General features: G+C 42.3%; 19 protein-coding genes. 1 reads left to right on the top strand and 18 read right to left on the bottom strand.

Going from position 1 to position 15,231, the window contains the following annotated elements; translation table 11 throughout:
- Positions 1-56: 56 nt before the first annotated feature.
- The 15 genes from J1C86_RS02905 to J1C86_RS02835 form a co-directional block, all read right to left on the bottom strand.
- Positions 57-1,199, bottom strand: a complete 1,143-nt coding sequence (locus J1C86_RS02905) for a M20 peptidase aminoacylase family protein (RefSeq protein WP_125405484.1) — start codon at positions 1,197-1,199, stop codon at positions 57-59.
- Positions 1,200-1,386: 187 nt separating this feature from the next.
- Entirely contained in the window at positions 1,387-2,553 is a 1,167-nt protein-coding gene (locus J1C86_RS02900) for a DUF4352 domain-containing protein (RefSeq protein WP_125405481.1), read from the bottom strand.
- A gap of 310 nt (positions 2,554-2,863) precedes the next feature.
- Positions 2,864-3,580: a YebC/PmpR family DNA-binding transcriptional regulator gene (locus J1C86_RS02895; protein ID WP_002907099.1), complete on the bottom strand. Its 717-nt coding sequence runs from the start codon at positions 3,578-3,580 to the stop codon at positions 2,864-2,866.
- A 265-nt stretch (positions 3,581-3,845) separates the two neighbouring features.
- Positions 3,846-4,163 (bottom strand): hypothetical protein, encoded by a 318-nt coding sequence (locus J1C86_RS02890; protein WP_260468057.1) that lies wholly within the window; start codon positions 4,161-4,163, stop codon positions 3,846-3,848.
- A 278-nt stretch (positions 4,164-4,441) separates the two neighbouring features.
- Positions 4,442-5,245, bottom strand: coding sequence for a DUF6612 family protein (locus J1C86_RS02885; RefSeq protein WP_125407309.1), 804 nt, complete (start codon positions 5,243-5,245; stop codon positions 4,442-4,444).
- 205 nt (positions 5,246-5,450) lie between these two features.
- On the bottom strand, positions 5,451-6,545 hold the full coding sequence (locus J1C86_RS02880) for a nucleotidyltransferase (protein ID WP_125407313.1): 1,095 nt from the start codon (positions 6,543-6,545) through the stop codon (positions 5,451-5,453).
- A gap of 1 nt (position 6,546) precedes the next feature.
- Complete coding sequence (locus tag J1C86_RS02875) at positions 6,547-7,281, bottom strand: class I SAM-dependent DNA methyltransferase (protein ID WP_125407316.1); 735 nt, start codon at positions 7,279-7,281, stop codon at positions 6,547-6,549.
- A gap of 74 nt (positions 7,282-7,355) precedes the next feature.
- The gene (gene rsfS, locus J1C86_RS02870; protein ID WP_002901020.1) at positions 7,356-7,721 is read right to left on the bottom strand and encodes a ribosome silencing factor; all 366 of its coding nucleotides are present in this window, start codon (positions 7,719-7,721) and stop codon (positions 7,356-7,358) included.
- A 9-nt stretch (positions 7,722-7,730) separates the two neighbouring features.
- A complete protein-coding gene (locus J1C86_RS02865; RefSeq protein ID WP_125407319.1) occupies positions 7,731-8,234 on the bottom strand; it encodes a cysteine hydrolase family protein in 504 nt (167 codons plus the stop codon).
- Positions 8,231-8,830, bottom strand: coding sequence for a bis(5'-nucleosyl)-tetraphosphatase (symmetrical) YqeK (gene yqeK, locus J1C86_RS02860; protein WP_002911898.1), 600 nt, complete (start codon positions 8,828-8,830; stop codon positions 8,231-8,233). The genes J1C86_RS02865 and yqeK overlap by 4 nt, the downstream gene beginning before the upstream one ends.
- The gene (locus J1C86_RS02855; protein WP_125407322.1) at positions 8,827-9,459 is read right to left on the bottom strand and encodes a nicotinate-nucleotide adenylyltransferase; all 633 of its coding nucleotides are present in this window, start codon (positions 9,457-9,459) and stop codon (positions 8,827-8,829) included. Before J1C86_RS02855 ends, yqeK begins: the two co-directional genes overlap by 4 nt.
- A gap of 28 nt (positions 9,460-9,487) precedes the next feature.
- Positions 9,488-9,799, bottom strand: coding sequence for a ribosome assembly RNA-binding protein YhbY (gene yhbY / locus J1C86_RS02850; RefSeq protein ID WP_002896287.1), 312 nt, complete (start codon positions 9,797-9,799; stop codon positions 9,488-9,490).
- A 106-nt stretch (positions 9,800-9,905) separates the two neighbouring features.
- Positions 9,906-11,012: a ribosome biogenesis GTPase YqeH gene (yqeH, locus tag J1C86_RS02845; RefSeq protein ID WP_125407325.1), complete on the bottom strand. Its 1,107-nt coding sequence runs from the start codon at positions 11,010-11,012 to the stop codon at positions 9,906-9,908.
- Between the two features lie 2 nt (positions 11,013-11,014).
- Positions 11,015-11,542 carry a YqeG family HAD IIIA-type phosphatase gene (locus tag J1C86_RS02840; protein WP_185755783.1) on the bottom strand — a complete coding sequence of 176 codons (528 nt, stop codon included), beginning with the start codon at positions 11,540-11,542 and terminating at the stop codon, positions 11,015-11,017.
- A 174-nt stretch (positions 11,543-11,716) separates the two neighbouring features.
- Entirely contained in the window at positions 11,717-12,406 is a 690-nt protein-coding gene (locus J1C86_RS02835) for a hypothetical protein (RefSeq protein WP_125377447.1), read from the bottom strand.
- A 177-nt stretch (positions 12,407-12,583) separates the two neighbouring features.
- Here J1C86_RS02835 and J1C86_RS02830 point away from each other — a divergent pair, with 177 nt between their 5' ends.
- On the top strand, positions 12,584-13,210 hold the full coding sequence (locus J1C86_RS02830) for a TVP38/TMEM64 family protein (RefSeq protein ID WP_125356151.1): 627 nt from the start codon (positions 12,584-12,586) through the stop codon (positions 13,208-13,210).
- 63 nt (positions 13,211-13,273) lie between these two features.
- Here J1C86_RS02830 and J1C86_RS02825 read toward each other — a convergent pair whose 3' ends face one another.
- The 3 genes from J1C86_RS02825 to J1C86_RS02815 all read right to left on the bottom strand — a co-directional run bounded on the left by J1C86_RS02825 (position 13,274) and on the right by J1C86_RS02815 (position 15,157).
- Entirely contained in the window at positions 13,274-13,534 is a 261-nt protein-coding gene (locus tag J1C86_RS02825; protein WP_376738757.1) for an EamA family transporter, read from the bottom strand.
- Positions 13,535-13,632: 98 nt separating this feature from the next.
- Positions 13,633-14,679, bottom strand: coding sequence for a 2,3-butanediol dehydrogenase (locus J1C86_RS02820; protein ID WP_125401333.1), 1,047 nt, complete (start codon positions 14,677-14,679; stop codon positions 13,633-13,635).
- Between the two features lie 121 nt (positions 14,680-14,800).
- A complete protein-coding gene (locus J1C86_RS02815; protein WP_002898121.1) occupies positions 14,801-15,157 on the bottom strand; it encodes a hypothetical protein in 357 nt (118 codons plus the stop codon).
- Positions 15,158-15,231: the final 74 nt, after the last annotated feature.

Below are 15,231 nucleotides of genomic sequence, written 5' to 3'. Positions count from 1 at the left end.
ATATATTTTTTATGGAAGTGATAGCTTTTCTTTATCAGCTTTGAGTCAGTCATTCGCTAGACTTTTTTCCTGTAGTGCTGCAGGAGAAAGAGGGCACTTTCGACATAGTAAGGAACAGAAACTTTGAAGGCTTCATCGTCAATGATCATGCTGTCGTGATGGAGGTCAGGAGCATTTTCTGCCCCATTTGAGCCGATAAAGGCAAAGACACCTGGAAGCTTCTCCTGATAAAAGGCAAAATCTTCTCCAGCCGAGGATGGACTGGCAGGCAGGACCTCAGCCAGATTCTGTGAGTGCTCATAGAGCAGCTCGGCCAATTCGGGATCATTATAGGTCACTGGAGGAGTATGGTCCCAAGAAATCCTGACTTGAGCCCCAAAATTCTCCGCTGTATTCTCTACAATTCGGATAAAATCTTCCTTGAGGCGTTGCTGCAAGGTCGGATTGAAGCTGCGAATGGTTCCTTCAAAAAAGCCCGATTGCGACAGTACATTCCAGGTCGCTCCTGCTTCGATATGAGTCACAGATAAGACAGCCGCTTCAAAAGGAGATACTGTGCGAGCCACTAGAGCCTGCAGGTTTTGAATCATACTAGTCAAGGTCAATACTGTATCAACACCCAAATCTGGTCTAGCCGCATGGCTGCTGACTCCTTCTACCTCCACCTTGAACTTCTCAACCCCAGCCATCATGGCTCCAGCTTTAAGTGCCAACTGTCCCGCCTTGAGCTGCGGCATATTGTGAAAACCGATAATAGCTGACACATCGTCCAGCAGACCTGTCGCAAGAACCTGACTGGCTCCCAGAGAAGTTTCCTCAGCTGGCTGGAAAATCAGACGGATTGTCCCTCTCAAATCTCCTTCCATAGCCTTGAGCAGCTCCGCTGCCCCCAAAAGGCTGGTCTGATGAAAATCATGGCCGCAAGCGTGCATGACGCCTGAATTCTGACTGGCATAAGGTAGACCTGTCCGCTCCAAAATGGGCAGAGCATCGATATCAGCCCTCAGGGCAATAACCGGCTTGCCAGAGCCAATCTCGGCAACCAAGCCCGTTTTCAGACCGGATTCCAAAATCCTAATCTCCAAATCTTCCAGATAGCCTTTTAGAAAAGCCGTCGTTTCAAATTCCTGCCCAGACAGCTCTGGATGCTGATGAAGATAATGCCGCGTTTGCATCAGTTTATCATAAAATTTTTTCATGGCAGACTCCTTCTAAAATAAACTCAAAATAAGTACCAATTATTGAAAATTAGAATAAGATATTTCTATAATAGGAAGTTTTTGTAACGTAAAACGAACAAATTTATCAGCAAGAATCTGCTTCGATAAATCTGTTCGTTTCTTTCTATTAATGACTCTTTATATGATTAAAGAATCATTTTTTCTTTTAATAAGAATTTCCACTAAATGCTCGAACAAGCGATTTGTAGCCAATACTATCAGACGTATCAACTACCCACTTGCCATTTTTCTTGACTAATTTAAGTTCATAGCCTTCATTTTCCATGTACTTACTTGTCACTAACGGAATGCTGTCAAATTGACTTGGGGCTTGTTCTAAGATGTATTTTTCAGCAGCAGAGTATGCATCATTATAGTTAGAGTAATCAGCCTTATGTTCATCTGCAAATTTTGAAATTAGATCATAAGTTCGAATATTTTCCAAGCCAATTGTCTCAGGACGAACATAGACAATTGCGCTTTCAGGGAAGAAACTCTTCACTTGATAGCTAATCTTAGCACGTTTTGCATTCGCCTTAGCATAGGCATCTACAAATGTACGCAACTCTGCTTCAGAAGGTTTGTAGTAAGTGAATTCTTCTCCAAATTGTGTTGTGAAAGCTTTTGTAAAATCACTCTTGGCCTTAGCTAAATCTCCACCTAGAATAAATTCATCTCCCTTATCGGCATCTTTATCTTTTTTCTTCTTATCCTCTTTTTTGTCCGCCAATGGGGTAAGGGTCGCAGAATTAGGATTGTTGTTGCTAACATTTCCCGCATTAGCCGAGTCAGCTCCGTTTAAGAAAACTTGATCAACATATTGTTTAGCAAGCTCTTCAATTTTTTCAACATTATCAGGATATTTAGCAGCATCAACTTTAATAGTGACATCTTCTTTTTCTTTCGCATCTATATCAGTATAGAGAGGAGAATAATGAAGTTCGTACTTTTCTTTCGGATCTACTTCAAAGACAACATAGCCGCTGATACTCTTGTTTTTAGAAACTTGTTCAAATGACATTGTTTTAAATTTATCATTTGAATCATAAACATTAAGTGGCTTAATTTTTTCATCATCAGAATTATATAGTGTAATATCTCCCTCAGAAAGGCGGAGTTTCTTATCACTCTTATTCTTAATTTCAACATTTAAAGCAAGATATTTTGAATCTGAAGACTCATCATTTGGCAAGACATAAGTACCGCCTTTTATTTTAACATCTACATCGTTATTACCAGAAACTCCATTCTCACTTGCTTTTTTAGTAAAGCTACAACCAGTAAGAAAAACAACCAAGACTGAAAGAAATAAATATCGAAAAACCTTTTGCATGATTTTCTCCTTTTTATAATATAAAATATAACATCAAAAAGAGCTGCTAATTATATCTTATTTGTATTGAAAAGATAACCATTAGTTACCAAAACTATAAAGATAGTCTGTTAAGAAAGTTAAGCATCTCTAATTAAAAACATTATAATTTAAAATTTATTTTACCATATTTGCCTATTAGTGTAAACCCTTTTTTTACACTTTGTTTACAAAACGCCAATACAAAAGATATATTTGTAACATCTCATTAATATTTTTTCCTAAACTAAAAAAGCCGATATAAACTCAGCTTCTTATAATTATACTGTAATTAGAATCCATCTACATTCGTATAGATTTTTTGAACATCTTCGTCATCTTCTAAAACGCTATAAAGTTTTTCAAAGGTTTCAAGGTCTTCACCAGTCAACTCTACTTCAGACTGAGGAATCATTTCCAGCTCGGTTACTTGGAATTCTTGAATGCCAGATTCACGCAGAGCCACGATGGCCTTGTGAAGGTCAGTTGGCGCTGTATAGACAGTGATGCTTCCTTCTTCGGCTTCAACATCATCAACATCCACATCCGCTTCCAGCAGCTGTTCAAAGACGCTGTCAGCATCGTCCCCCGCAAAGACAATCACGCCTTTATTATCAAATAAATAGGCTACAGAGCCGCTAGCTCCCATATTGCCGCCATTTTTACCAAAAGCAGCACGAACATTGGCTGCAGTCCGATTGACATTTGAAGTCAGAGTATCGACAATCAGCATAGAACCGTTTGGCCCAAATCCTTCATAGCGGCCTTCAGTAAAGGTTTCGTCCGTGTTTCCTTTTGCCTTATCAATGGCCTTGTCAATGACATGCTTCGGCACCTGAGCCTGCTTAGCTCGGTCAATAACGAATTTCAAAGCTGTGTTAGACTCTGGATCTGGATCACCTTTTTTAGCTGCTACATAGATTTCCACACCAAACTTAGCATATACTTTTGAGTTTGCGCCGTCTTTGGCTGTTTTCTTTGCCACAATATTGGCCCATTTACGTCCCATTGGAGATTCTCCTTTTGATAAATTACATTTTTAATCTTTCTTATTATAACACAGGGAATCAGAAAAATCACTAAGAAAAATGATAGCTTCCAGAAGATTCAGCTTGCATTCTTCGACTTCTACTGGGCTAAAATCGAGACAAAATTGATTTCTGTTTTCCTTCCATAAAAATCCAGTCGCTAAAAAAGCAACTGGACGGTACATTCTATTTCCCGAAACCGGCAGGTCTTTCATAACGGACCTTTACCGAAATCCATCAAAAATATCATTGATAATTTTTCACGATAGGTAAATCCGGTTTGCACCTACTTAAGCAGACAAAAACATCCTCTATTCGGCCATCTAAAAAAGTAACATCTACTCGAACGGACTTGCCATGATAAGGCTTGACATATAGGTAGTCTCTCCGATAGTACCTGACTCCCAGTCGAAAAGAAGCCTGCCCATCAGAAGTTCTTCCCCAAGCCGGCCGGTAAAAGATGCTTTCCAATTGATTCCAAGCAAAGCTATGCTCTTTCAAGAAAGCACCTCGCACGGTCAAGCCCCATTCTGTTCCCGCAAGAACAAAGCACTTTTTACTCAACTTCCGTCCTGCATGGATTATTATAAAAATTTCAAGTAGACTGGCTAAAAGAAATGTAAGGAAAGAAGGCAAACCGAATGAACGAATTCCTGATCCAGGCATGGCTTTATCAATTGAAAACAGGAGCAAGCAAGCTAAAGCGCCAAAAATGATGCCTGAGACCAAGAAGACAGAGGTCAAGATGACTATGGTCAAATAGAGTCCTCTACGATAGCGAAAAGCAAACACTAAAGGCATGGCTTTTCCCTTCTTTCTCAGCTAATCGTTTTGCTTATGCTTTACTGAGGCGCCTTAAACTCATCTTCCTCTACCTTATTCCAGTCAGAATATTGAGTGTCTGTTTGAACATCCAAACTGCCTTCTTCACCTTTATAAGATAGACCTAGCTTAAAGTCTTTTAAGAATAAGGTCTTTTTATCCAAGCGTACTTCTAACGTTTTATCCATATCAGCCTGAGTAACACCTGTCAGCTCTAGTTTGAATTCTTCACCAAAAAGTCCTAGCAAATCAGCATTTTTACTGCTTAATTTAAAGATATATTCATCGCCGCTTTCCTTTACAGTGACATCATCAGCCATTTGATAAAAGCCGTCCATAAGTTTGAAATAATCGGGCTGAACATAATAATCTGCACCGCTTCCCATTTCTTGCTTAGACCATGTTCCATTTTTAGAAGAACGAGTATACAAAAGTTTATTCTCTCCGCCTGGCATAATCGCTTCTTGATAACTCTCCTGACCGCTCTCTTTTCCATCTATGATTAAATGCCCCTTGGCCAGCTCATCAGTGCTTTTATCATAGAGAAGAACCCCGCTCATCGTTTGAGTTTTATTGGAACCATCTACAGTGATAGATAGTTTTACCTTCATTTTCATTGAAGTTAGATCTTCATTCGCAGTTTCTGCTTTCTCCAAGAGTTCTTCAATATCGTCAGAAGAAGTATTTTTTTGGCTCTCACGGGAGCTATTCTCAGTACCACCCTGATTCTTTTGAGAATGCTTCTGCCCAATCAAGCTACAAGCACCTAAACTAAGCGTAAGCAAGGCTGTAAGTACCATAAAGGTAATCTTTTGAATTTTCATGAGTCTTCCTCCTTTGAGACATGGATAGGAAAGATAATCATTCAATCAGCACAGCAATGTTTTATTGACCAAATGCTAGCTTTCATATCTACAGTCAAATCACTAAAAAGCAAATCGTGCTTCTTAGTGAAAACAAGTTTATTTGTTTATTATACCATTTTTTATTTACCGTCGCAAACAAAGCAAAAAGGCTGAACATTCAGCCTTACTTGTCTTTCATAATCGGAACTCGTCCAAAGTTCTGTTCCGTAAGTGCAGGATTGCCTAATTGATAGACCTTATCAGCCTGCTGGGTTAGACTATCCCATGGCTCCTTGCCGATACGGCTGACCAATTCAACATTTCCCTTAAGCTGAGACAAATGCTGGCGCCCCTGCTCGGAAAAGCCTAAAATGTGGATTCCTGACGGAAGCTCTTCTTGCCTAGCTCCGACCAGAATATAGGTCAAAAGACGCCTGACTCGTGCCTTGGTATAGCGCTTGGTTGCCACCTGCTCAACCAACTCTTCTATAGTCTCACTGTTTTTCAAGGCCTCTCTAATCCTAACGGCCAACTCCTGGTTGACCTGATAAAAGTTTGTCAAATCCGGACAGGTCACTATCTGGTAACGGAGATAAGGAAAGAGGTCCGACCAGATCACCTTGGGAGCCGTTTCAAGCAAGTGATGGGCTGGAGTGAATTTTTTGAGAAAGTCTGGCTGGTCCAGATTCTGACGAAGGGCAGTTGCGGAAGCAAATTCCTGATTAGCTGATAAGGAATGGTAGCCAGCTCCCTGACGTTGAATCGGACACAGTTTTATAGCCTTTCCCGCCGCAGCCTTGGCATAGGCCAAGCCTAAGATATGATTGGGAGTAGATCCTGAGAAATTGAGCCCTGCAAACTCCTGCCACATAGCCTGAGTCTTCTGGGGATACGATAAGGAATCAGGCAAGCCAGCCAGATAAGCCTCCATCTGCTCTGCCTTTTGACTATATACCTTGGAAATACTCTCATAATCCAGCACTTCCTCAGTTCCAAATATTAGATGATCAATGCCCAGTCTCTCTAAGATGTCTACTGCCCCCTTAGCGAAAAAGTCCGCCGCCTGAACGCTGACCAAGAAAGGCAACTCAAGGACCAAATCCGCTCCCGCTTCCAAAGCCATCTGTGCCCGAGTCCACTTGTCCACGATAGCCGGCTCCCCTCGCTGAACAAAATTACCACTCATAGCAATAATTTTCAGACCAGAAGCCTGCTCCAGCAGATATTTGTGCCCATTATGAAAAGGATTAAACTCTGCGATAATACCGGTAACTGTCATCTCATTTCTCCGCCACAAAGAACCAGCGAGCGCTCTTGTCTGTCGGCTCCTTGTCCTCAAAATCCGCGTAAACCTTGACATTCTTAAAACCAGCTTGCTCCAGCAAGATATCATAGGTCAGAATCTCATAGGTCCGCTCCTCATGCACCTCATCATGGCGCGTGAAGCGCCCATCCTCGTCTTGGACAAAGAAGGTTAGCTCATGCACGATGGAATGAGGCGGTTCGTCCGCATAGGAATCCCATACCATGGCAAAGGTTTCAGCATTTTCATGATAGGAATAGCCTTGAAAAACCTCGTCAATCTGGTAAATCGAGTGCACATCAAAGATAAAGCGGCCACCCTCATTTAGATGCTGGTAAACTTGAGTGAAGACCTGACCGACATCTACCTCGTCTTCCATATAGCAAATCGAGTCCGAATAACAAGTCACCAAATCAAACTGACCGACGCCACTCAAATCCAGCATATTGCCCTGGATAAAGGGTATGTCAAAACCGGCCTCTCTGCTGCGTTTCTCCGCCAAATCCAGCATTTCCTGACTAAGGTCCAACCCCGTCACCTCGAACCCTGCCTGCTTAAAATAAATAGACTGAATGCCCGTGCCACAGGCCAGTTCCAGCAGCTTTTTCTTATCCTTGGGAAAATGACGAAGGCTAAAATCCGTCCACTTCTCATACAAAGAATCATCCATAATCGCATCGTAAACCGACGCGAAGGTTTCATAAGTTGCCATACTTTTCCTTTCAAAAATAGCCCAGCCAGCAGGCTGACTGAGCTAAATTCTGCTTTCTGCCTAAGGGCAAAAAATCACTTGTTTTTTTCTTCCAATAAGGCCGCAACATCCACACCCGTTGCTTCGTGCCAGAGTTTTTCCAGATTGTAATGCGCCCGCATTTCCTCAGAAAAGACATGGACGACCACACCGCCCAAGTCTAAGAGCACCCAGCCGCCAGCTGCGTCTCCCTCAACATGACCAGCAGACACACCTGCCGCTGCAGCTTTCTCACGGATATTTTCAGCTACCGCATCCAGCTGACGACTGTTCATCGAGCTGACAATGACAAAGTAATCTGTCACAGTAGTCAGACCTTGCAAGTCCAAAGCCACAATATCTTCTGCACGCTTTTCATCAGCCGCCTTCACGACCAGTTCTAATAATTCTTGTTCTTTCATAGTTCCTCTTTAATTAAAAATATTTTTGTAATCTAGAACTTTCGCAAAACGTCCGTCCCAAATTTTTTGGTAAAAAGTATTTATTTTTTCTGCCGAAGCGTCTTCTCCATCAAAAGTTGTAAAAGCACCTTCTGGAATGACAAGTTTATAATCAAATTCAAATCCAACTTTAACTGATGCATCTATACAATATTCCGTCTGCATTCCACATAAAACTAGACGATCAATATCTTCTTTATCCAAGTAATCCTTCAAAGCTGTCTCTTTAAAAATACTATTATACTTCTTTTGAAAGACCTTTTCATCTGACTTTCTATTCAAGAGAGGAGACAACTGCCAATCTTCCAATGCATTGTATTCTGGATTTTCCACATGCTGAATATAGATAATTTCGGCACCTTTACTCCTAGCCTGATGCTGCAGAAAGGAAATTTTATCCATCATTTTATCAGACTGAAAACCTGTCTCCACTAAGATATTTTGTACATCAATAATGATTAGAGCTGTTTTCATTCTTCTATTTCCTTCAAATACCCTACAAAGGCATTGTAAGTCTCCAAGGTCTGCGGGTAGATAGGCATTCCTTTGTGAGCCAAATGCTCTACTGTCCTTGCTGTTTCGTAGGCCACAGCTTGATTGAGTGACCGCTGAACCAGCTCTCTTGCCTTGTCCACTCCCGGAAATTCCCGGTTGTGCTCAATGTAGTCGGCGACATAGACCACTTTGTCCAGCTCAGACATGGTGCCACTACCCACTGTATGAATCTCGATGGCTCGCAGTATCTCAGAATCTTCCACTCCTAGATCTTCCTGAATCTTGTAAATGCCCACCATCCCATGCCAGACATTATTGCCCCAGTTTTTCAGGTCAGGATCAAGCTTGTATTTGTCAATCAAAGATAGGAAATCCTCATCCGAGACCTTTTTGGCATAATCGTGTAGAAGTCCTGCCAGACCTGCTTTTTCGACATCAAGACCGAAGCGCTCCGCTAATTCACGGGCAGCCTTTTCCACACCTAGACAATGCCGCAGGCGCTTCTCGGGTATGACTGTTTCCATCTTAGCTAGCAAGGCCTCACGACTCATACTGATATAACTTTCATAGGTCATAGGTAAAGCCCTTCTTTCTCGATGTAGTCTAAGACTGGCTGAGACAGCAGGAAATTAGGAGTCCGTCCCTGGGCCAGGAAATCCCGCACCATGCTGGAGGAAATATCCATAAGTGGGACATCCACCCAGATGATGGGGTAAGAAGTCCCCGCCTTGTAGCGCGGCCGCTGAACACCAACAAACTGAACCAGCTCAACCAGCTCATCAATCCGGTACCACTTGGGCAGGTAGTCAACCATATCCGCACCGATGATAAAGTAATAGTCCGTATCTGGATGTTGTTCTGTCAGGAGCTTCATAGTGTCGTAGGTATAGGAAATTCCCTTGCGCTCCAGCTCAATAGTTTCAATTCCTAGGCCTTCAATCCCCTCAATAGCCAGCTCCAGCATTTTCAGCCGGTGTTTTTCATCGATAGTTTCTTTCTTGTCCACATGGGGTGGCTCGTACTCTGGCATGAGCAGGACCTGATCTAAGCCCAACTGTTGCCGGACCTGATCCGCCACAACCAAATGTGCATTATGAACAGGGTTGAAATTTCCGCCTAAAATACCAATCTGCTTGCGTTTTTTATCTTTAACTTCTGGTTCTAATTCCACCTTGGTAAAGGGGGTAAGTAATTCAATAGCCATAGGATGACATCTCCACAGAAATTTGTTCTTAAATTTGCTTGACTTTGACAGAGAGTTTGCGATTTTCCTTTTTGCTGGACTGCTTGTAGAGGATTAAGATCCGGCCAATCTTCTGCACCGTATCCACTCCGATTTCCTCTTCCAGAATCTCAGCGACCTCATGGATATTCTCATCCGTATTTTGCAAGAGCGTGACCTTAATCAGCTCTCGTGCATCCAGTGCCTGACGGACGCTGGTTTTGATTTGGTCATTGAGTCCATTTTTCCCAATCTGAATGATAGGTTTGAGACTATGTGCCTGACTGTTGAGAAAGGCCCGTTGTTTTGATGTTAGTGTCATGTTCTTCTATAAGGCTTGAGACAGTTGGGACCTGCTTGTCTCCCCACTGCTCATGGCCTTTCCCTTTCTTATTAAAGGAGGTTTATTCCCCTTTGTTTCTTGAGTATTATATAATAGCTTTCCGAGTGACAACCGCCACACCCTCTGGCGCCCAACCAGCTACTCGGGCAGGACCACTGACGCGAATCCAGCCCAAACCTGAGAAGACGATATCTGTCTTGTCCTTGATGGTAAATTCATGCTTGACCAAGGCTGGAAATTCTTCCTTTTCCTTGCCAACTGGCGGCACCAAGAGACTGCCGACATGCTTATCATAAAAGTTGCTAGCACCTTGCAACTTGGTCCGGTGGAGCTTAAGCTCATTATCAAAATAAGCTGTGAAGCCTTGCTTGTCTCCTGCCACAAAATCGAAACGGCCTAAACCACCCAAAAAGAGGGTTTGCTCAGGTTTGAGCTGGTAGGTTTTGGGTTTGATTTCCTTTTTGGGACTAATGTATTTGAGATTCTTAGCAGAAAGATAGTGAGCCATCTGGTGACGATGGATGATACCCGGTGTATCATAGATATGACTGCCATCCGCCAAAGGAATCTCGATTTTATCCAGAGTTGTTCCCGGGAAGCGTGAAGTCGTAATAATATCCTTATCGCCCGTGATTTCCTGAATAATGGCGTTAATCAAAGTAGACTTGCCCACATTGGTCACGCCAACCACATAAACATCACGTCCCTTGCGGCAATGCTCGATTTTGTCAATCAACTCCTTAATCGCCTGCTTGTTCTGAGCAGAGGTCAGGACCACATCAACTGGACGCAAACCTTCTTCATGAGCTCGCTCCGTCAGCCATTGGGTCACCTTGCTATCCTTGACCGACTTAGGCAGAATGTCCTTTTTATTCCCAACCAAGAGAACATCGTTTCCAGCAACAAAGCGAGGCAGGCCAGGGATAACCGATCCATTAAAGTCAAAAATATCGACAACATTGACGACCAAAGCGTCGCTATCTCCAACCTCATGCAGAAGCCGTAGAAAGTCATCATCCGTCAGCTGGACATCGCTGATTTCATTATAATGGCGCAGTCGGAAACAGCGCTGACAATAGAGTTCGCCTGTCTCCAAGCCTTTTTCCAGAGCTGACTGAGGTGTGTAGCCCAGCTTGCCCTTATCTTCTGTCTGAATAGGGGCTCCGCAGCCGATACAGAGAAGTTCTTCCATACTTAAATTCCTTTTTTGTATTGAATTGGGCCGTATTTTCCAGTAATTTTCTTGAGCACACGGCGTTCACGCGCCCGATTGATCTGAGTCTTGATAGAGTCGTGCTCGACCAGTGGTTTAACCAAAATCGAACGAATTCCGGCCCGATGAGCAGCTCGAATATCCGTCATGAGCTGATCGCCCACCATGACCACTTCATTTTTTTCAAAATGAAAAAGCTTGAGCGCCCGATCAATGCCCCAAGTGAAGGGTTTCATCGCCCAGTAGACATAGTCAATGTCAAACTTTTCAACAGCTCGCTTGACCCGTTTTTGGTTATTATTGGACACCACGATTATCCGAATACCCGCGTCCCGCAAATCATGGAGCCACTTCTTCATCTCTGGGGTCCCATCAGGATTATTCCAAGCAATCAGGGTGTTATCTAAATCCACCAAAACCGCTTTGATCCCCTGCTTTTTCAAACTCTCTACTGTCAAATCGTAAACTGCCTCAACCGCAAAGTCCGGCATATAATCTTCAATCGCCACATCTCTCTCCAAAAATTCGTATTCTCATTATTATAGCATAAAATGGGCTTTTTGGCACTCCTGGTCCTATTTCTTCTAGAGCGAATAGGTGATGTTTACTTTTCTATTTTTCAAGCAAATGAAAACAGCTCCCCAAGCGGGAAGCTTCATTTTAAATGGAACAAAAATTTATACTCACAGTCTAGGCCAGTGGCCATCTTTTTCTTTCCGTAATTTTAATTCATAAAATTCTTGAAGATCGAGAATAATACCGGTAGCACCCTCTGCTTCATCTATTTTTATATGAAGAACCTTAGAAAATTTCTGAAAATCCTTCTCCTCAATACCCGGGGCAATGCGAATATCAACAGATTGCCATTCACCATTTTTCTCTTCATAGCCTACTAATGCAACTAGAAAATCTGTTCCTATTTTATACTCACCAGTTAATAACATTGCTATATCATTAAAAAGACCATCGTAGTAGGTAGGATTCGACACTGCAAACAATATAATATCTTCTCTCTTGAGCTCTCCATCGACACTAGCTAGGGGAATCTCATCTACATGCTCAAGCATCGGAAGAACGGTTTCATGTCTTAATGAAGCAATGCTAAAAGAATTGTTGTATGGAGAAGATGGATTCATAATTTTGCTATAGCTATTCACATACTCTGCGACTCCTCCCAAAAGGAACAAGAAGAAATAACTAACTACAAATAGTAAAGTACGTGTTTTTCCGAAAAATAAGAAACAAATTAAGGAACAAATAATTAAAAATAATACAAAGAGAATAATTGTATGAGGGTGGGAAAATACTCTTATGAGATTATCATATGCAATTTCCCATAATTTTTGATGATATAAATTTAGATATTCTTCCACTATAGGCTCTCCTCTTACGCATTTTTTGATTTTGAACGATTATTTGAAAACTTATGGTTTACTAATTACATCATTATATCATCTTTGAGGCTTTTTGGCACCTTCAGCCTCAAGAGTTACAAAAAGGAAAAAAGATGATATTATAGTGGTGATAGTATAAATGTCCTGGAGGTTTGTATGACAGAAAAAAACAGGCAGATGCAGGCTGTTTCCCCTCTTTTGCAAAAGATTATCAACTGGTCGTCCGCCATTGGCGCTCTAGGAACGGTGGCCTTTTGTCTTTGGGCCTATTTCGCAGGTATTCTCCAGTCCAAGGAAACTCTCTCAGCCTTTATCCAGCAGGCGGGCATTTGGGGCCCACCCCTCTTTATCTTCCTGCAGATTCTACAGACGGTCGTGCCCATTATCCCTGGCGCCCTGACCTCTGTTGCTGGTGTTTTCATCTACGGTCATATCGTCGGCACCATTTATAACTATATCGGTATTGTCATTGGTTGCGCCATTATATTTCACCTGGCCCGAACCTACGGTCCGGCTTTTGTCCAGTCTGTCGTCAGCAAGCGCACCTATGATAAATATATCGGCTGGCTGGATAAGGGTAATCGCTTTGAACGCTTCTTTATTTTCATGATGATTTGGCCTATCAGTCCAGCCGACTTTCTCTGCATGCTGGCCGCCTTGACTAAGATGACTTTCAAAAAGTACATGCTGATTATCCTTCTCTGCAAACCCATCACTCTCGTCATCTATACCTACGGATTGACCTATATCATTGATTTTTTCTGGAAAATGGTCTCCAAATGAAAAGAAGTTGAATGAAGTCAACTCCTTTTTTATTTATACTTTTTGTCTCCCATATATAATGATTCAACTAAGAGAGTCTGCAGGACTTTTTCTTTTTTTGCAGCGATAAATCTTTAAGGAAATGAGCAAAACAGCTATTGAAATCATAACGATCCCTACCAGATCAACGATATAAAAATGCTCATTCATCAGAAAAAAGGCAAAGAAGACTGCTGAAATAGGCTCGATGGAAGCTAGAAGACTGGATTTGACAGGACCTATCAGTGAAGTACCCTTTAAAAAGACCGTGTAGGAAAAGATGGTTACTTTCAAAACTTTTGACATCCCAAACCTCTTTCTATATCTTTGCTTATTATAGCACAAACCATAAAGAAAAATCAGCCAGTTTTGACTGATTTTCATCTCATGATTAAGCAAAGATTTTACTCTGGCGATACCAAAATCTTGATCTGCGCCTTGTCCTGAGTCAGCTCGATAAAGCCTTCTTGCACAATATCCTCTAGCTTAATCTTCTTGGTCACAAGCTTGTCAGCAGAGAAATAACCCTGCTCCATCAGTTCCAGCACCTTAGGGAAAATATGCCGATAGGCAATAATACCCTTGAGCGTTTTTTCTTGAATAGCAAATTCATTAGGGTTGATGCTAGCTTCTCGTTCCCAGATAGAAACCACCATACATTCTCCGGCCTTGTGGACAGCAGCTAAAGCTTGTCCCAGCACAACCGGCACCCCAGTCACTTCATAAGACACATCTGCCCCGCCACCAGTTAAACGCTGAATAGCAGCTACCACATCTTCGCCTTCTTCTGGTCGCACAATAATCGCCCCAAGCTCCTCTGCCTTGGCTTGGCGTTCTGGAGATAATTCAACCCCATAAATCTTAGATGCCCCGGCTGCCCGCAAAGCCTCAATAATCAAGAGCCCGATTGGTCCCAAACCGAAGACAACCGCTGTATCGCCCGTCTTAAGAGCTGACTGACGGACCGCGTAAACAGCCACAGCAGCAGGTTCTGTCAAGGCTGCCTGCTCATAGCTAAGGCTGTCTGGAACTTTGTGAACAATGTCTCCGTCCAAAACACAGTATTTGGCAAAACCACCGTCTGCCGCCAAACCGACAAAGTTTAGATTGGGGTCCAGATTATAATCACCGACAAGATTATGCTTAGCCAAAATAGGCTCAACTGTCACCCGATCGCCAACCTTGACCCGTGTCACAGCACTGCCGACCTCAACAATTTCCCCAGCAAACTCATGTCCCAAGGTCACAGGCGCTTTCTGACCAGAGTAGACATGCTCTGTTTCTGTCGGAATAAAAATCGGTCCGTCCAGATATTCGTGCAAGTCAGTTCCACAGATTCCAGTGAACTTGACTGCAATCTTGACCTGATGCGGTTTGACTTCCGGTACATCCACTTCTTCAATACGAACATCTTTAGCGCCATACCAACGCGCAGCATTCATTTTTGCCATAAACATACCTCGCTTTATAATTTGTTAGTTTAATTGTAAACCCTTTCAGAAATCTTGTCAAAAGATTAGCTACATTTTCAAAAAAAATCATACAAAAAACCAGCATCAGCTGGTCATAGACTTATTCTGCAATTCTAGCCGAGTAAAACGGAAAAAGAAACATTAAAACAATATAAAGAATCAAGAGTATCGCACGGAGCAATCCGCCAAATAGAAAAGCAACCACTAAAGTTCCTAAACAAATAGAAAAATTAGTAAAATTTGTTTCAATCAGCAAGGTTTGTCCTGCTTTAACTGTCACTGGCTTGGTTTTCATAGGAGCTGCTCCCACACGAACAACAGCTTCTTCCCCCTCAATAGGGAAGACAGCCTCATCACCATTCTTAATTGCGCCAACTTTCTGATCATTGATAAAGATTGGAAACTTTCCAATAATTCCTACAAAACCTGTCCCACGTTTCACTTTGATTTCCGACATAAAAGACTCCGTTATTTTTTTAATTATTTTAACATAACTAATGGCTAAAGAAAAGATTAAAAACCAGCCTCACG

It is taken from the genome of Streptococcus sanguinis (assembly GCF_050220005.1).
Taxonomy (GTDB): Bacteria; Bacillota; Bacilli; order Lactobacillales; family Streptococcaceae; genus Streptococcus; species Streptococcus sanguinis_Z.
This window is presented reverse-complemented; position numbering and strand designations above follow the sequence as displayed.